This window comes from Thermotoga sp. RQ2 (assembly GCF_000019625.1).
Taxonomy (GTDB): domain Bacteria; phylum Thermotogota; class Thermotogae; order Thermotogales; family Thermotogaceae; genus Thermotoga; species Thermotoga maritima.
Window position 1 is genome coordinate 1,095,386 of the sequence record NC_010483.1, and the last position, 15,376, is coordinate 1,110,761.

The 15,376-nt window shown below is 47.5% G+C and carries 14 protein-coding genes and 1 tRNA gene; 1 reads left to right on the plus strand and 14 read right to left on the minus strand.

What is annotated here, in order from left to right; all coding sequences use genetic code 11:
- Positions 1 to 2: 2 nt before the first annotated feature.
- The 12 genes from TRQ2_RS05405 to TRQ2_RS05460 all read right to left on the minus strand — a co-directional run bounded on the left by TRQ2_RS05405 (position 3) and on the right by TRQ2_RS05460 (position 12,577).
- Positions 3 to 1,619, minus strand: coding sequence for a tetratricopeptide repeat protein (locus TRQ2_RS05405; protein WP_012310910.1), 1,617 nt, complete (start codon positions 1,617 to 1,619; stop codon positions 3 to 5).
- Positions 1,616 to 3,202, minus strand: a complete 1,587-nt coding sequence (locus TRQ2_RS05410) for a DAK2 domain-containing protein (protein WP_012310911.1) — start codon at positions 3,200 to 3,202, stop codon at positions 1,616 to 1,618. The genes TRQ2_RS05405 and TRQ2_RS05410 overlap by 4 nt, the downstream gene beginning before the upstream one ends.
- A gap of 16 nt (positions 3,203 to 3,218) precedes the next feature.
- Positions 3,219 to 3,548, minus strand: a complete 330-nt coding sequence (locus TRQ2_RS05415; protein ID WP_004082317.1) for an Asp23/Gls24 family envelope stress response protein — start codon at positions 3,546 to 3,548, stop codon at positions 3,219 to 3,221.
- On the minus strand, positions 3,545 to 5,371 hold the full coding sequence (gene dxs, locus TRQ2_RS05420; protein ID WP_012310912.1) for a 1-deoxy-D-xylulose-5-phosphate synthase: 1,827 nt from the start codon (positions 5,369 to 5,371) through the stop codon (positions 3,545 to 3,547). The genes TRQ2_RS05415 and dxs overlap by 4 nt, the downstream gene beginning before the upstream one ends.
- Positions 5,334 to 5,561 carry an exodeoxyribonuclease VII small subunit gene (locus TRQ2_RS05425; RefSeq protein WP_008194462.1) on the minus strand — a complete coding sequence of 76 codons (228 nt, stop codon included), beginning with the start codon at positions 5,559 to 5,561 and terminating at the stop codon, positions 5,334 to 5,336. The genes dxs and TRQ2_RS05425 overlap by 38 nt, the downstream gene beginning before the upstream one ends.
- Positions 5,558 to 6,742: an exodeoxyribonuclease VII large subunit gene (gene xseA / locus TRQ2_RS05430; RefSeq protein WP_012310913.1), complete on the minus strand. Its 1,185-nt coding sequence runs from the start codon at positions 6,740 to 6,742 to the stop codon at positions 5,558 to 5,560. Before xseA ends, TRQ2_RS05425 begins: the two co-directional genes overlap by 4 nt.
- Positions 6,739 to 7,554 (minus strand): bifunctional 5,10-methylenetetrahydrofolate dehydrogenase/5,10-methenyltetrahydrofolate cyclohydrolase, encoded by an 816-nt coding sequence (locus TRQ2_RS05435; RefSeq protein WP_012310914.1) that lies wholly within the window; start codon positions 7,552 to 7,554, stop codon positions 6,739 to 6,741. Before TRQ2_RS05435 ends, xseA begins: the two co-directional genes overlap by 4 nt.
- A gap of 13 nt (positions 7,555 to 7,567) precedes the next feature.
- Positions 7,568 to 9,196, minus strand: a complete 1,629-nt coding sequence (locus TRQ2_RS05440; protein ID WP_012310915.1) for a formate--tetrahydrofolate ligase — start codon at positions 9,194 to 9,196, stop codon at positions 7,568 to 7,570.
- An 11-nt stretch (positions 9,197 to 9,207) separates the two neighbouring features.
- Positions 9,208 to 9,636 (minus strand): transcription antitermination factor NusB, encoded by a 429-nt coding sequence (nusB, locus tag TRQ2_RS05445; RefSeq protein WP_012310916.1) that lies wholly within the window; start codon positions 9,634 to 9,636, stop codon positions 9,208 to 9,210.
- Positions 9,637 to 9,657: 21 nt separating this feature from the next.
- Positions 9,658 to 10,023: an Asp23/Gls24 family envelope stress response protein gene (locus tag TRQ2_RS05450; RefSeq protein WP_011943599.1), complete on the minus strand. Its 366-nt coding sequence runs from the start codon at positions 10,021 to 10,023 to the stop codon at positions 9,658 to 9,660.
- Between the two features lie 15 nt (positions 10,024 to 10,038).
- Positions 10,039 to 10,596, minus strand: a complete 558-nt coding sequence (gene efp, locus TRQ2_RS05455; protein WP_011943598.1) for an elongation factor P — start codon at positions 10,594 to 10,596, stop codon at positions 10,039 to 10,041.
- Positions 10,597 to 10,669: 73 nt separating this feature from the next.
- Positions 10,670 to 12,577: a transketolase gene (locus tag TRQ2_RS05460; protein WP_011943597.1), complete on the minus strand. Its 1,908-nt coding sequence runs from the start codon at positions 12,575 to 12,577 to the stop codon at positions 10,670 to 10,672.
- 111 nt (positions 12,578 to 12,688) lie between these two features.
- Between TRQ2_RS05460 and uvrB the strand changes: the two genes are divergently transcribed.
- A complete protein-coding gene (gene uvrB, locus TRQ2_RS05465) occupies positions 12,689 to 14,683 on the plus strand; it encodes an excinuclease ABC subunit UvrB (RefSeq protein ID WP_011943596.1) in 1,995 nt (664 codons plus the stop codon).
- Positions 14,684 to 14,699: 16 nt separating this feature from the next.
- Here uvrB and TRQ2_RS05470 read toward each other — a convergent pair.
- Positions 14,700 to 14,777 (minus strand) — tRNA-Asp (locus TRQ2_RS05470).
- 38 nt (positions 14,778 to 14,815) lie between these two features.
- On the minus strand, positions 14,816 to 15,376 hold the full coding sequence (locus tag TRQ2_RS05475) for a 2-oxoacid:acceptor oxidoreductase family protein (protein ID WP_012310917.1): 561 nt from the start codon (positions 15,374 to 15,376) through the stop codon (positions 14,816 to 14,818).

The window sequence follows — 15,376 nt, forward strand, 5'->3', positions numbered from 1 at the left end:
CTCTATCCCTCCTTCTGAGAAGTCAGTTTCTCCAGTAGATATTTTAACCTTTCGTCATCCGATACGGGTGTTCCCTGCTCTATGGATTGCAGAAACGCGATTACAAGATCCGAGAGCCTGTTGAAATCAAACCTGTCTGCGTGCCTAAATCTGGCGAGCCTCAGAGAAAATTTCCAGTTCACATCCTGGGTCTCCGCGACCAGTTCTCTCAAAAGTTCCTCCATGGTAGGTTCTTCTTCAGCGAGAAAATACTGGAAAGTTCTCGTCAAAACGATTGTGGAGGCGATCATCACAGAGCTACCGTAGAACGCGGAGACGAATTTCACGGCGTTTTCTTCCATTTTGAAGATATCGGGGGATTCGAACATGATACCGAGGATCACTTCGAGCATTTCTGAAAAGTCCAGTGTTGTATCGTAAAACGGAAATTCCCCTTCTCTGAGTTTCTCTATTCGCCTTTTCACATCCTCGTCTTCTGAATCGATTTCTTCCGAAAGGGCAACAACATCGATGGTGCCCTCGAAAAAGTAATCTTTCAGCCATTCGAATTCCTCGTAAGAGGGGATCACCACATCCTTTTCTGCGAGTGAGATCATGAATTCGGCTCTATCTTTCAGCTCACCTGAGATTTCCGAGAGGATGGATATGGCTTTCTCCTTCTCAAAGTGAAGCAGGATCGTTCCATAGTTGTACTTCAGAATCTCCTCTTCTTTATGCCTGCGGTAAGCATCCTCAAAGACCTCGAGGGCTTCTTCGTACAGCCCGAGTGTTTTGAGGAGGAGCCCGTATTCGTTGGCTACCATGGGATCATCAGGGTTTTTTTCATAAAGTCTCTTTAAGATTTCGAGAGCTTCGAAGAGCTTTCCGAGTTTTATGAGAGTGTAAGAGAGATTGTACTCCACATGATCTTTTCGTTCTATTTCCAGAGCCTTTTTGAAGAACTTCTCTGCTTCTTTGAATCGTTGGAGCTGATTGTAGATAACTCCCAGTCTTTCGTAAACTTCAACAAAATTGGAGTCTTTCTCAAGGATTCTCCTGTATTCTTCGATCGCTTCTTCGAGTCTTCCTTCTTCCAGAAGGAGATCTCCTTTCTTGAGGAGTGGTAAGAGAAACTCTTTGTTGACTTCGTAGGCTTTTTCGTAGAAGAGAAGACTGTCTTCGATCTCATTTTTCTCTTTGAGTATGCCTGCGAGTTCAAAATATGCTGGTGCGAAACGGTCGTTCATCGAAATGGCGAGCCTCATTTCGATTTCTGCTTCTCCAAGCTCTCCTCTGTGTTTCAGGAGAAGTCCACGGTAGAAATGATAGCGGTAGTCGTACTGAACTTCCTTGGCTTTTTCCAGAATTTTCTCGGCTTCGTCGAGCTTTCCTTCGCGCAGGAGCTGTTTGAATTTCTCGTAGAGGAAGAACACATAATAGGATCTGTAGTATTCATCCTTTGTGATCTCGTATTGGGCTTCCAGACCCCTCAATATGACATCGAGGGGTATCCTATCTTCTTCCAGTACCTTCGGGAGATCTTCAGCGAGGACAGGGAGTTTCACTGGAAGATTATTCTGTTTCGCTTTTTCTGGAGCCAGCGGAAGATAGACGATTGCCTTTATATTTCCACCTCTCATTGTAGAAGCATCAAATAAGGATAGTGGGGCTGTTTTCCTTCGTAGATTTCAAGATCGAGATTTGGAAATTCTTCTCCTATGAGTTTTTGAATATTTTCGAGTTCTGGTTTTCTGTAATTGTCTCCCAGAAAAACCGTCAGAATCTCTTTTTCGTGTGCGTTTTCCTTTTCCAGGGCTTCTTTCAAGACCTTCACGAGGCTGAACCCGTGGGACACGAGTTCCTTTCTGACAAACAGCAGATACTCGCCTTTCCTTATTCGTCTGTTTCCGTATCTGGAATCTCTCACTGCCCTTGTAACGGAGATGGGAACACACTGGGAGATAGCTTCTTCAAACCTCTTTAGAAGGTCTTCAGGTTCCGCGTCGGGATCGTACTCCACCATGGCAGCCACACACTCTTGAACAAAGGAAGTTGGAACAACGATCACTCTTCTATCGTCGAACGCTTCCGCTACTTGCTTTGCTGTGAGAAGGACGTTTGCGTTGTTTGGGAACAAAAAGACATTCTTGGCATGTGTCTGTTCCACGGCTGCTTTCAGATCGGCAAAGCTGGGATTCATAGTCTGACCGCCGGGCACTATCACGTCCACTCCGAGGCTCTTCAGTATATCTGAGATACCCTTTCCAGGGGAAACAGCGACAACCCCGATTTTCTTTGTGGGCTGTGTAGAAATCACGTGTTCGTGTTGAAGCTTCATGTTGTCTATTTTCACCTTTACTATTTCTCCGAATTCGATGACTTTTTCCAGTACTTGACCCGGATGATTCGTGTGAACGTGCAGTTTTATCAGGTCATCCTGCTCGACGAGGACAACAGAGTCACCGATCTCGCTGAGGAAAGCTTCGAGTTCGCTTTTTTCAACCACCTGGTTCCTTTTGACTGCCACTTCCGTGCAGTAGCGGTTCGTTATCTCTTCAAAGGCCATTCTCTGGAGCTCTTCAACGGAAGCCTGTTCCACCTCTTCCAGATTAACCTGTATGTTTCCCTTTACGGCGTCCCTCATGCCTTCGAATATGTAATAGAGGCCCTTTGCACCGGCATCCACTACACCGGCTTCTCTGAGTTTTTGAAGCATGTGTGGAGTTCTGTTCACAGTGTCTCTCGCTGTTTCGACAATCCAGTCGAAGAGTTCCTCGAAAGTTTCAAAATTCTTGTTTTGTAGCTGTTCATCCAGAACTTTCACAACCGTCAGCATCGTTCCTTCAACAGGTCTCATGACGGCGCTGTAAGCGACTTTTCTGGCGTTTGAGATCATTTTTACGAAATCCGCTGGTGTGATGTACTCTCTCGGAGAAGCGTCTGCCATTCCCCTCAGAATCTGAGACAGTATCACCCCGGAGTTTCCCCGGGCTCCCATCAGTGCACCTTCTTTTACGGCTTTCCATACCTCAACGAGATCATCGCTTTTAACGTTGTCTATGTACTTGCACGCTTCCAGCATGGTGGAACACATGTTGGACCCCGTGTCTCCGTCTGGAACAGGGAACACGTTCAGGGCGTTTATTTCATCTCTGTGTTTTAATAGATTTTCAGTTGCCTTCTTTATGATGATTTTGAGAAATCTGCCTGTGATCTTTTTCAAGGTCTCTACCTCCGTTTCACCTGATACCTACCACATGGACTGTTATGTTCAGCTTCTCACAACCCGCAAGAGTCTTCAGCTTGTGAGCCACGTTGTCCGCTATGTTCTTGGCGACTTCCCTGATGTTCACTCCGTATTCCACTTCGATGTACACATCAACGTTGAGGGAAGAATCTTCCAGTTCCTCGATTTTAATGCCCCTGTCTCCTCCAAAGATCCTCTCAAAGAAGGAACGAGAATCTCCCAGCCCTACCGTTCCATAACTCTCCAGAGTTGCAAAGTACACGATTTTTTTCAGTGCGTTGAGTGTGATTTCGAGTTCCCCATTTTCCAGCATGATCCTCATACTTTCCCCTCCCTACTTCTGGCCTTAATATATGTTAGCACAGTTTTTGTGAGTCCCTCCGAATCCAGCCCCAGCATGCTGAGAAGTTCCTTTCTACTCCCATGGGGAACGAAGATATCTTCGACACCTAAATTAACGATCTTTCCCTGCCATCCCATTTCTTGAAGTCTCTGAGCAACGAAGGATCCAAAACCACCGATTTTCATGGCTTCTTCAACGGTGATAATGAGATCGTGTTCCCTGGCGATTTCTTTTAAAACGGTCGTGTCCAGCGGTTTCACCGTGAGAGCGTTCACCACAGTCACATCGAGAGGTATCTTCAAAACTTCGTTCAAAATGGTGCCGGTCGCTATTATCGCGGCTTCCCTTCCTCTCTTCAATATCTTCCAGCCAAGGTCGATCTCTTTCATGTTCTCCAAGAAGAATTCGACTTCACCGTAGAAGGACTCTTTGGGATAGCGAATGGCAACGGGACCATCGAGGTGCTTTAGAACGGTGTACAGTGAACTCACGAACTCCTCAGGAGAAGACGGAGAAATGATCTTCATGTTCGGGACTGAAAGCAGGTAATTCATGTCGAACAAGCCGTGGTGTGTGGGACCGTCTTCTCCCACCACACCGGATCTGTCGATCGCAAAGAGAACGGGAGCGTTCTGCAAAGCCACATCGTGAATGATCTGATCGTACGCTCTCTGCAGGAAGGTGGAGTATATGGCGACCACAGGCTTCATTCCGTGAAGACCGAGAGCGGCTCCAAAGGTTACGCAGGTCTGCTCTGTTATTCCAAGATCGAAGAAGCGATCGGGATGTTCTCTCTGGAATATGGAAAGTCCTGTTCCGTCGGCCATCGCAGCCGTTATGGCGACGATTTTCTTGTCTTCTCTCGCTATTCCTGAGAGGGTGTGTCCCAGCAGATCGCTGTAGGAGAGCATTTTCGGTTTTCCAGATGGTGAAGCGCTGTGGTACTTCGTGGGATCTTTTTCCGCGGCGGTGAACCCTTTTCCTTTTTTGGTTACCACGTGGACGACCGATGAATAATCGTAGTCTCTGATCCGCTTGAAAACTTTCTCCAGTAACTCTATGTTGTGACCGTCGAAAGGACCAAAATATTTCAAACCGAGGGATTCAAAGAAGTTGGTTCCCTGTATCATTCCTTTGAGACTGTCTCTCAGATACTTCATTTCTTCTTCGACTTCGAACCCGATCTCTGTTTTTTCGAGAACTTTCTTCAGGACTTTTTTTCCTTTCAGGTAGATTGGACTGGTTCTCAATTTTGAGAGGTGATAGGCGAGCCCACCTACGTTTGGCGAGATGGACATGCCGTTGTCGTTCAGTATGATCTTCATCTTCGAGTTGATATTCTTCAGCTGGTTCAGTGCCTCGAGTGCCATGCCGGAGGTGAGTGCACCATCACCGATGACGACCACAACGTGCCTTTTCTCTCCGAGCAGCTCGAATGCTTTTTCGAAACCAAGGCCCGCGGCTATGGAGGTTCCGGCGTGGCCCGTTCCAAACCAGTCGAGTGGAGATTCTCTTCTCGTCACAAAACCACTGAGACCGCCGAAGGTTCTTATCGTGTGAAACAGTTCATCGCGACCGGTGAGAATTTTGTGTGTGTAAGCCTGGTGGCCAGTGTCCCAGATAATAGCATCTTCCCTCGGGTCGAAGACCCTGTAGAGGGCGAGGGTCAATTCTATTGTTCCGAGATTCGATGCGAGGTGTCCCCCGTTCTTCAAGACAACTTCTGTGATCTTCTTTCGGATGTCTTCTGCCAGTCTTTTCAGCTCATCGTAGCTCATTCTCTTGATCTCGTCCAGAAGCATCTATCTCACCTTCCAGCTCTTTCATCACGTCTATGATCTTCAGCCTGTTTTGCTGAAGAATCTCTTTGCACTTTCTGTAGAGCTCCACTCCGCGTTCAAAGAGTTTGATGGATTCTTCGAGTGGAAGATCCTCGTTTTCCAGTCTGTTTACGATTTCCTCCAGTTCTTTCATCATTTCCTCGAAATTCACCCTATCACCTGCGCTTTCTTCGTTCCATCCTTGAAAACAAGCGACACTACATCTCCTCGTTTCAGATCGGAAGATTCTTTGACGATCTCTCCTTCTTTTTTCACCAGGACGAACCCTCTTTCGAGAGGTCTCAACGGGTTCAAACTTTCGAGCATTCTGCCGAGACTTTCGAGTTTCTCTTGATCTTGTTCAAAACAATCCATGAGTTTCTTTCTCAACTTTGCGGCCAATTCTTTGACCCTTTCTATTTTAAATTCGTTTAGCTCGAGTTTTCTTCGTCCGATCATTCTGAGGCGAAAATAAAGAGTCTCCAATCTTCTCTCTTCCATATCGAATCTGTTCGACAGGGAAGCTATCAACTTTTCGAGGAATGAATCAAGGTCTTCGTGTATTTCACTCGCATCCGGTATCACATACTCGGCGGCACCCGTTGGGGTGTGCATCGATACATCTGCCACGAAGTCCGCTATCACACGGTCTATTTCGTGTCCTATCCCCGTTACAACGGGATGTCGAAGCTTGAGGATCTCACGAATCACATCCTCTTCGTTGAAGCCCCAGAGGTCCTCCTTGGAACCACCGCCTCTCACGATCATAACGAGATCGAGATCGTATTCGTTTGCTTTTCGCAGGGCTTTTATGAGCTCCTCTCTTGCAGAATCACCCTGAACGGAGGTGTGGAAGACGTAAATTTCGATTGGGGCCTTTCTTTCTCTGGCAGTTCTTATCACATCCTGCAGGGCGGCGGAGTCTCGAGAGGTGATGATGCCGATTTTCCTGGGAAATCTGGGAACGGTTTTCTTTGGTCTGGAGAGGAGGCCTTCCTCAAGGAGTTTCTTCAGGGTGGTTTCGAACTTTATCTGATACATACCAGCTTGATCCAGGTATCTCACGTTCGAGCAGATGAATCTGTAGGTTCCATGAGGAATGTAAACACTGACACTTCCCTCAACAAGGGCCATTCTACCTTCCTGAAGGCGAATTCCCATGTTGTCTCCGCCGAATATCACACACTCCAGCCTGGCGTTTTCCTCGACTAAAGAGAAAAAAATATGCCCCTTCCTGGGGCGCACACCGGAAATCTCACCGTAAACGCTCACGTTGGTGAGATAAGGATCTCCTTCTATCAGGTCTTTTATGTACTCGTTTATCTCTGTGACAGAATAAGTGTAATCTTTCATTTCCTTTGTCTCTCCGCCGCTCTCACAACGTGTTCGAACAGGAGTGCGGTTGTTACCTGTCCCACACCCCCTGGAACGGGAGTCACTCTGGCGATTTCTTCAACCGATGGATCGACATCTCCCTGGAGTTTTCCGTCCACGTAATTTATCCCCACGTCTATCACGATAGCTCCTTCTTTTACCATGTTCTTCTTCAGAAAGTGTGCTCTACCGACGGCTACCACCACGATGTCACTGTTTTTTGTTATCTCTTCGAGGTTCACCGTTCTGGAGTGACAAACCGTGACGGTTGCGTCCCTTCCCTTCTTCAAGAGCATCAAAGCGAGAGGCTTTCCAACGGTGACACTCCTTCCAACAACGGTGACTCTTTTCCCAGAAAGGTTTGTCTCTCTTTCGAGTATTCTCACAGCGGCTTCGGCCGTGCATGGAGGAAAGATCTCTTCGTCGTAAAGAAGAAGTCCGAGGTTTGCAGGATTCACACCTTCAACATCTTTTTCAACGGGAACTGAGGAAAGGATTTCTTTCTCGTCAAAACTTGGAGGAAAAGGCCTTGCAACGAAAACCCCATTCACACTTTCATCCGATCCGAGTTTTTTCAGCGTGGAAACTATCTCCTCTGGAGAAACGTTCAGTATTTCAAAGGCTATTCCGAGTTTCTCAGCTTTTTTTCTCTGAGATTTCAGATAAGAAAGGGCCGATGGATCATCTGTACACGCAACGCTGACCAGTTTGGGAGTGAAACCGAGCTTTTCTACTCTCTCTTTCGTTCTTTCCTCTATACTTCGAGCTATTGTCCTACAGTCGATCCACACGGTGTGACCTCCTTCACGAAACACCTACTATGTTACCGCTGTCGTCTACGTCCATGTTCAGGGCGTTCGGCCTTTCTGGAAGACCGGGCATCAGATTTATGTCTCCTGAAAGCGCAACGACAAAGCCTGCCCCGGCGGAAACGAAGAGGTCGCTGACAACGAACGTGTATCCTTCGGGTGCACCTCTGAGAGACGGATCGTGGGAAATGGACTTTGGAGTTTTGGCAACGATCACGGGAAGCTCATCAAAACCGTGTTTTTTAATGAATTTGAGGGCATTTTTTGCAGTATCGGAAAACTCCACTCTTCCCGCTCTGTAGATCTCCTTTGCGAGAATCTCTATCTTCTTTTCCACAGGATCGTTCATTTCGTAGAGATAAACCGGTTTTACGTCCTTCACAGCTTCTGTCACGGCTTTTGCGAGTTCGACACCACCTTCGCTGCCCTTTTCAAAAACCTCACTGACTGCTACCCTCACACCGAGTTTTTCGCACTCTTTCACCACGTAGGCTATTTCCTTTTCTGTGTCCGTGATGAACCTGTTCAGCGCTACCACGACGGGTAGATTGAATTTCCTCAGGTTTTCCAAGTGTACCCTGAGATTTTTGAATCCTTCTTTGAGGGCTTCCAGGTTTTCCTCGTGTATGTTTTTGAGGTCCGCACCACCGTGGTATTTCAGTGCTCGTACTGTGGCCACAAGAACGGCCGCGTTCGGATAAAAACCACCGACACGGGAAACAAAGTCGATGAATTTTTCGGCACCGAGGTCTGCTCCAAAACCCGCTTCCGTGACCGTGTATTCGGAGAGCTTCATGGCCATCTTCGTCGCTATGATGGAATTGGTGCCGTGCGCGATGTTGGCGAAAGGTCCGCAGTGTATGAGCGCTGGAGTTCCTTCGGTTGTCTGAACAAGGTTGGGATTTATGGCATCTTTCAAAAGAACGGCCATGGCCCCCTGAATTCTAAGATCAGAGACCCTGACGATTTTCCTGTCAGTGTTGAGCGCTACGATTATTTTTCCAAGTCTTTCTTTCAGGTCCTTCATGTTCTCGGACAGAGCAAGAACGGCCATCACTTCGGAAGCGGCCGTGATGATGAAACTGTCTTCTCTTGGAAATCCGTTCGCTGAGCCTCCAAGACCGATCACTATGCTTCTCAAAGCACGGTCGTTCATGTCCATGGTTCGCTTCCAAAATACTCTTGTTATGTCTATCTTGAGCTCGTTGCCGTGTTTTATGTGCGAATCCAGAACGGCCGCCAGCAGATTGTGGGCGGAGGCCACGGCGTGCATGTCTCCGGTGAAATGAAGGTTTATCTCATCAGAAGGAAGAACCCTCGACCTGCCACCTCCTGTTGCACCGCCTTTCAATCCAAGGGTGGGGCCGAGGGAAGGCTCTCTCAGAGTAACTATCGATTTCTTACCGATTCTGTTCAGAGACATGGAAAGTCCTATGCTGGTGGTAGTTTTTCCTTCACCTGCAGGGGTAGGAGTAACTGCCGTTACGAGGATCAGTTTCCCATCTTCACGATTTTCAAGGCTTTTCAAGAATCTGTGGTCTATCTTCGCTATGTAGTGGCCGTAAGGATAGAGAACGTCGTCTTTCAATCCCAACTGATCGGCGATCTCTTTGATCGGTTTCAAAATTATCACCTTCAAAGTTCGAATTTTTCTTTTGGAGCGTGTTCTTTGGCGATTCTGTCCAGTATTCCGTTGACGAATTTTCCACTGTTCTCCGTGCCGTATCTCTTGGCTATTTCTATGGCTTCATCGATGGTCACTTCTATGGGGATGTCCTTTTCGAAGAGCAGTTCATAAGTGGCGAGTCTCAGAACGTTTCTGTCCACAGCTGATAGTCGGTTTAAAGACCACTTTTCTAGGTATCGGGAAATGAGATTGTCTATCATGGGAAGGTTTTCTTTTATACCTCTTATGTAGCGCCTGGCATCTTCCTTTGCCTTTTTATCGTAGGTTTCATCCAGAATTTCCTCGAGAATTTGTTCAAGATCTTCGTCTCTTCTGAATTCATGCTGAAACAGGGCTTTGAAGACAGCAAGCCTCATTCTTCGCCTCGGTGTTTTCATGTCTGGATCTCCTTTCCAGATTTATTCTTTCTTTTCTTCATCCTCCTTGATTTCTTCTGGTTCTTCTTCCAGCTCCTCTTCTTTCTCAAAGACGTTCTCCACCGTGACGTTGATGGATTCCACTTTCATGGATGTCATCATTTCGACGTCGTGTTTGACTTTTTCGGTGAGTTTGGAAACGTATTCCGGAATCGACTCACCGTAGGGTACATCGATTTTGAACTCGATCACAAGGCTGTCATCGGGGTTTCTGGTAACATCGAGGCTCTTCCTGATCTTCTTGATAACCTTTGAACTCACATCCCCCAAAAACTCTTCGATGCTTCTGATTGCGATTTCTTTTATCACTCCGTCGGATATTTCGATGTTCTTGTATTCTTCCGCCATGAGGATCCCCCCTTTTTATGCTCTTCCAACGTACTCCCCTGTTCTCGTATCAACTTTTATTTTATCACCAACTTCGATAAAGTAAGGTACAGTGATCTTCAGTCCAGTTTCGAGGACTGCTGGTTTTCCTCCCCCGGAAACAGTATCACCTTTGAAGGAAGGTTCTGTCTCTACCACTGTCAGTTCAACGGTGGTTGGAAGCTCGATTCCTATGGGTGTTCCTTCGTGAAATACAAGGTCCACTTCCATGTTTTCGACCAGGTAGTATTTTGCATCGCCTATTTCCTCTTCACTGAGAGCGTACTGCTCGTAGTCATCAAGTGTCATGAAATAATAGTGATCTCCGTCTCTGTAAAGATACTGGGCTTTTCTGAAAGAGAGTTCTGCTTCCGGTACCTTATCACCGCTTGGAAAGTTCACTTCCCTTACGAGTCCTGTTTTCACGTTCTTGAGTTTTGTCCTGATGAGTCCGCTCCCTCTTCCCATGAAGTGTTTGCTCGCCTCGAGGACTCTGTATATTTCTCCATCGTAGATGATGAACATACCCTTTTTCAGGTCACCCACTTCTATCATGTGAACACCTCCTTACAACAAAATCTACGAGGGGATTTTCTCCCCTCGTAGAATTTTATCATAATCGATTTTTTCAGAGCATTTCTCTGAGTCTGGAAATTATTCCTTCCTTATCCAGACCATATAATTTGTAGAGCATTTCGTAACTGCCGGACACAGCGAACTCTGGAACACCTACTCTCACGTACTTCTTCGGGATGATGCCGTTTTCAAGAAGGGTGGTTCCGAGGTAACTTCCAAGCCCGGTGAAAACGTTGTGATCTTCCACAACGAGAACGGGTTTTCCATCGACCATCTTCAAGGTCTCTATATCGAGATCCACCGGACAGGAGACGTTCAGAACTGCTACGTTTACTCCTTCTTTCTTGAGTTCGTCTGCAGCGCTTACGGCTTCACAGAGTGTGGAACCGTAAGTTATTATCACCGCGTCGTCTCCGTTTCTAACGACATCGATCTTTCCGTATTCGAAGGTGTAACCCTCTCCGAAGAAAGGTTTCCCGTTTTCATCGAGGATGATGGGAAGCTTCGACCTTCCCATGGCGATCACAAAGTTTCCGTACTCCTTCGCGGCGTACCTCACAGCTCTGTCTGTTTGGTTGGGATCACCGGGGACGATCACTTTGAAACCGTACCAGTTCATCGGCCCGGAAACGTAGTCGATTCCGTGGTGAGTCTTTCCGTCCTCTCCCACGTTGAGTCCACAGTGTGTGACAACGACTTTGAGGTTCGTTCCATTGATGGCGTTCAACCTGTGCTGGTTGTAGGTTTCAGAAATTCCAAAAACACCAAAATCAGCGAAGAACGTGATAACACCCTCTGCGGAGAGTGCCCCAGCCATAGCGGCGGCGTTGTGTTCTTGAACACCCACTTCCAAGAGTCTCTCAGGGAACTCTTTGTCGAGCAGATCGAGTTTGACCGATCCCTTCAGGTCGCAGTCCACAGCGACGATGGGAGTGGCTTCTGGATTGTTCGCGTTCTTCTTCACCAGATCCAGAAGGGCTTTTCCGAACGCACCTCTGTTGTCGGTCGGTGAGGTGTAGGTGATGGGCTCTCCCGTGTCGATCTTGATCGGGTAAGTCTTGTAAACTTTCTTGTGCTTTTCCATTGGAAGTTGTTTTCTTTTTTCGATGTACACATCCACATCGTTTTCGATGCCGAGTTCAGCGAGGGCCTTTTCGAGTTCTTCTCTGTTCAGGGGCTTTCCATGGTATTTAACCTCGTTTTCCATGAAGGATACGCCTTTTCCCATGACCGTTTTAGCGAGTATGGCAACGGGATTCAGTTCGTCTTCTACCGCTTCTTTCAGTGCGAGATAGATCTGTTCGTAGTCGTGTCCGTCGATCTCGATGACCCTCCAGCCGTCCGCTAAGTAGTTTTCCTTTATGTTCACGGGCATGACGTCTCTGGCACGGCCGCTGATCTGGGCGTCGTTGTAGTCGATGATCACCGTGAGATTCGTGACACCGTACTTTTTCGCCACTCTTCTTGCCTCCGCCACCTGTCCTTTTGCCTGTTCTGCGTCACTCATGAGAACAAAGACGTGGTAATCTTTTCCTGTGAACCTGGATGCGAGGGCAAAACCGAGTCCGGCTGAAAGACCCTGACCGAGGTTTCCGGTTGTCCAGTCGATGATCCCAACACCTCGGGTCACGTGTCCTTCAAAAACGGAAGCGTGGTGCCTGAATCCCGTGAGGACTTCATCGAGCTCGACAAATCCTAAACGAGCCATAGCTGCGTAAACCCCCGGAGAAGTGTGACCGTGGCTGATCACGATTCTGTCTCTTGCGGGATCATCGACGGGTCTGAGTTTTGCGTACTTGAAGACGGTAAGATAAAGATCGATCGAAGACATGGAGCCTCCAGGATGGCCTGAGTCAGCTATGTAGGTCATTTTCAGTATGTCGCCACGGCAGAGCCTTCCGAGTTCTTTCAACTCTTTGAGTTCGCTTTCTGGAAGCTTTTCATAGGGAAACCTTTCCATCGTTAAACCTCACCTCCCGCAAATGGGTCATAATAGTGGCAAGAAGTATTCACATCTATTGAGATTCTACCATTATAGATATGTTAAAAAGTTTTCTAGGAGGAAAAAATTGTGTTCAAGCTGGTGAGTGAATTTGAGCCAACAGGTGACCAGCCGCAGGCTATAGAGAAACTTGTGGAAGGTTTGAACAGAGGAATGAGATTTCAAACGCTCCTCGGTGTTACGGGGAGCGGAAAGACTTTCACCATGGCCAACGTGATAGCGCGCGTGAACAGACCCGCCCTTGTGATCTCACCGAACAAGACGCTCGCCGCCCAGCTTTATCAGGAGTTCAAAGCGTTCTTCCCGGAAAATCGAGTGGAGTTCTTCATAAGTTACTACGATTACTATCAACCGGAGGCCTACATTCCAACAAAAGATCTTTACATAGAGAAGAACGCTGACATCAACGATGTGATCGTGCGAATGAGAATGTCCACGTTGAAATCTGTGAGAACTCGTCGCGATGTGGTGGTAGTTGCGAGTGTTTCGTGTATTTACGCCACGGGAGACCCGAACGATTTCGATAGGATGAACATAAATCTCGCTGTTGGAGATAGAATAGACGTTCTGGAACTCGCGGAAAGACTGGCAAGGATAGGCTATCAGAGAACGGAGGATGTGTCTCTTTCTGGATGTTTCAGGCTGAAGGGAGACACGGTGGAGATCTACCCGACGTATCAGGATGAAGGGATCAGGATCGAATTCTTCGGAGACGAAGTGGACTCGATAACGTTGATAGACAGATTCAATCGCACCACACTGGAGCACCTTGACAAGATCATCATCTATCCCGCCGTTGAATTTATCACAACGGAGGAGAAACTCAAAAGAGCCGTCGAATCAATAAGGGAGGAGCTTAACGAAAGACTCTCAGAGCTCAAAAAACAGGGAAAGATCCTCGAGTACGAACGCTTGAAGCAGAGAACTCTGAACGACATAGAGCTGCTGGAGACCATGGGATACTGTCCTGGAATAGAGAACTACTCCAGGCACTTCGATGGAAGAAAGCCGGGAGAGCCTCCGTACACTCTTCTCGATTATTTCGATAAAGATTTCATCGTTTTCATAGACGAGTCACACATCACGGTTCCTCAACTCAGGGCCATGTACAACGGAGACAGATCCAGAAAGAAAAATCTGGTTGAATACGGTTTTCGTCTACCTTCCGCTTACGACAACAGACCGCTGACTTTCGAAGAATTTTTGAAAAAAACAGGCCAGATCATCTTTGTTTCCGCTACGCCGGGAGACTTCGAACTCTCGATCTCTGAACAGGTCGTCGAGCAGATCATTAGACCCACAGGACTCGTGGATCCAGAGGTGGAGGTACGTCCCACCGCGGGGCAAGTGGATGATCTTGTGAACGAGATCGTGAAAGTGAAAGAAAGAGGGGAAAGAGCCCTTGTTACGGTGCTCACCAAAAAAACGGCAGAGCTTTTGAGTGAACATCTGACGGAACTTGGAATAAGATCGCTCTATCTTCACTCCGAACTGGACGCCATAGAGAGGGTTGAGGTTTTGAAGAAACTGAGGCGGGGAGACGTGGACGTGGTCGTTGGTGTGAACCTTCTGAGGGAGGGTCTCGATCTTCCCGAGGTGTCACTGGTAGCGATCATGGACGCGGACGTGGAAGGCTTCCTTCGATCTGAAACAACGCTCATCCAGATCATAGGGAGAACCGCAAGGAACATCAACGGGAAGGTCATCATGTACGCCGACAGGATAACAAACGCGATGAAGAGAGCTATCGAAGAAACGAACAGAAGAAGGAGAATTCAGCTCGAGTACAATAAAAAACACGGGATCACTCCACGTTCTGTGATAAAGCCTCTGGAGATAGAAGTGTTCGAACAGTTCATGGTGAAAGAAGAGCCTGAGAGGTACGGAGACACTGTGAAAAACATCTTTGAGATGAAGAAAACGCTCTCTCCGGAGGAGTACATGGCCGTTCTCGAAGAGGAAATGTATCGGGCTGCGAGTGAGCTCAGATATGAAGACGCAGCGGCCTTGAGGGATGAGCTGTTCAGAATCAGGGAAGAGATAAAAAAGAAAAAGGGGCTTTGAGCCCCTTTTTTCTTTCTGGCGGGGACGACGGGATTTGAACCCGCGACCACCGGTGTGACAGACCGGCATGCTAACCAGGCTGCACCACGTCCCCTGAACCGAATACTATTTTCTCAGAAAAGTCACGGGTTGTCAAGAGGATTTGTGGTGCAAACTACCGATGAATTCCCTGCCCTTTTTTATAGCGATCAGATCGATTTTGAGAAGATCTTCCTTGGTTTTTGAAAGTTTCTCTCTGAGTACTTCTTCTACAGCTTCAAAGCTCACTGTTCTTGTTAGTTCCAGAAAGGCTCCGAGCATCACCATGTTTGCGGCTTTCACGCTTCCTGCTTCTTCCGCTATTTCGTTCGCTGGTATTTCAATCGTTTCTATATCGTTCCTTTCTATGATCTGTTCAACAACAGAAGAATTGACCAAGAGCAAACCACCAGATCTGAGTTTTGCTCCGAATTTCATCATGGAGGGAAAGTTCATCGCTATTACTTCCGTGGGATGATCGACAACGGGGGAAGTGATTGGTTTTTCATCCACGATCACAGTGCAGTTGGCGGTGCCTCCTCTCATTTCGGGACCGTACGAAGGAAGCCAGGTGGAGTTTTTCCCTTCTATAACGGCAGCTGCGGCAATTATTTGGCCTGTGAGCATGATTCCCTGACCGCCAAAACCGGCTATTATTATCGCGTGATACGCCAT

Coding starts and splice junctions, on each gene's coding strand:
- TRQ2_RS05405 (WP_012310910.1), bottom strand. CDS start 1,619: ATGAGAGGTGGAAATATAAAGGCAATCGTCTATCTTCCGCTGGCTCCA.
- TRQ2_RS05415 (WP_004082317.1), bottom strand. CDS start 3,548: ATGAGGATCATGCTGGAAAATGGGGAACTCGAAATCACACTCAACGCA.
- dxs (WP_012310912.1), bottom strand. CDS start 5,371: ATGCTTCTGGACGAGATCAAGAGAATGAGCTACGATGAGCTGAAAAGA.
- xseA (WP_012310913.1), bottom strand. CDS start 6,742: ATGAAAGATTACACTTATTCTGTCACAGAGATAAACGAGTACATAAAA.
- nusB (WP_012310916.1), bottom strand. CDS start 9,636: ATGAAAACACCGAGGCGAAGAATGAGGCTTGCTGTCTTCAAAGCCCTG.
- TRQ2_RS05450 (WP_011943599.1), bottom strand. CDS start 10,023: ATGGCGGAAGAATACAAGAACATCGAAATATCCGACGGAGTGATAAAA.
- efp (WP_011943598.1), bottom strand. CDS start 10,596: ATGATAGAAGTGGGTGACCTGAAAAAGGGTATGTTCATCATCTACGAT.
- TRQ2_RS05460 (WP_011943597.1), bottom strand. CDS start 12,577: ATGGAAAGGTTTCCCTATGAAAAGCTTCCAGAAAGCGAACTCAAAGAG.
- TRQ2_RS05475 (WP_012310917.1), bottom strand. CDS start 15,376: ATGGCGTATCACGCGATAATAATAGCCGGTTTTGGCGGTCAGGGAATC.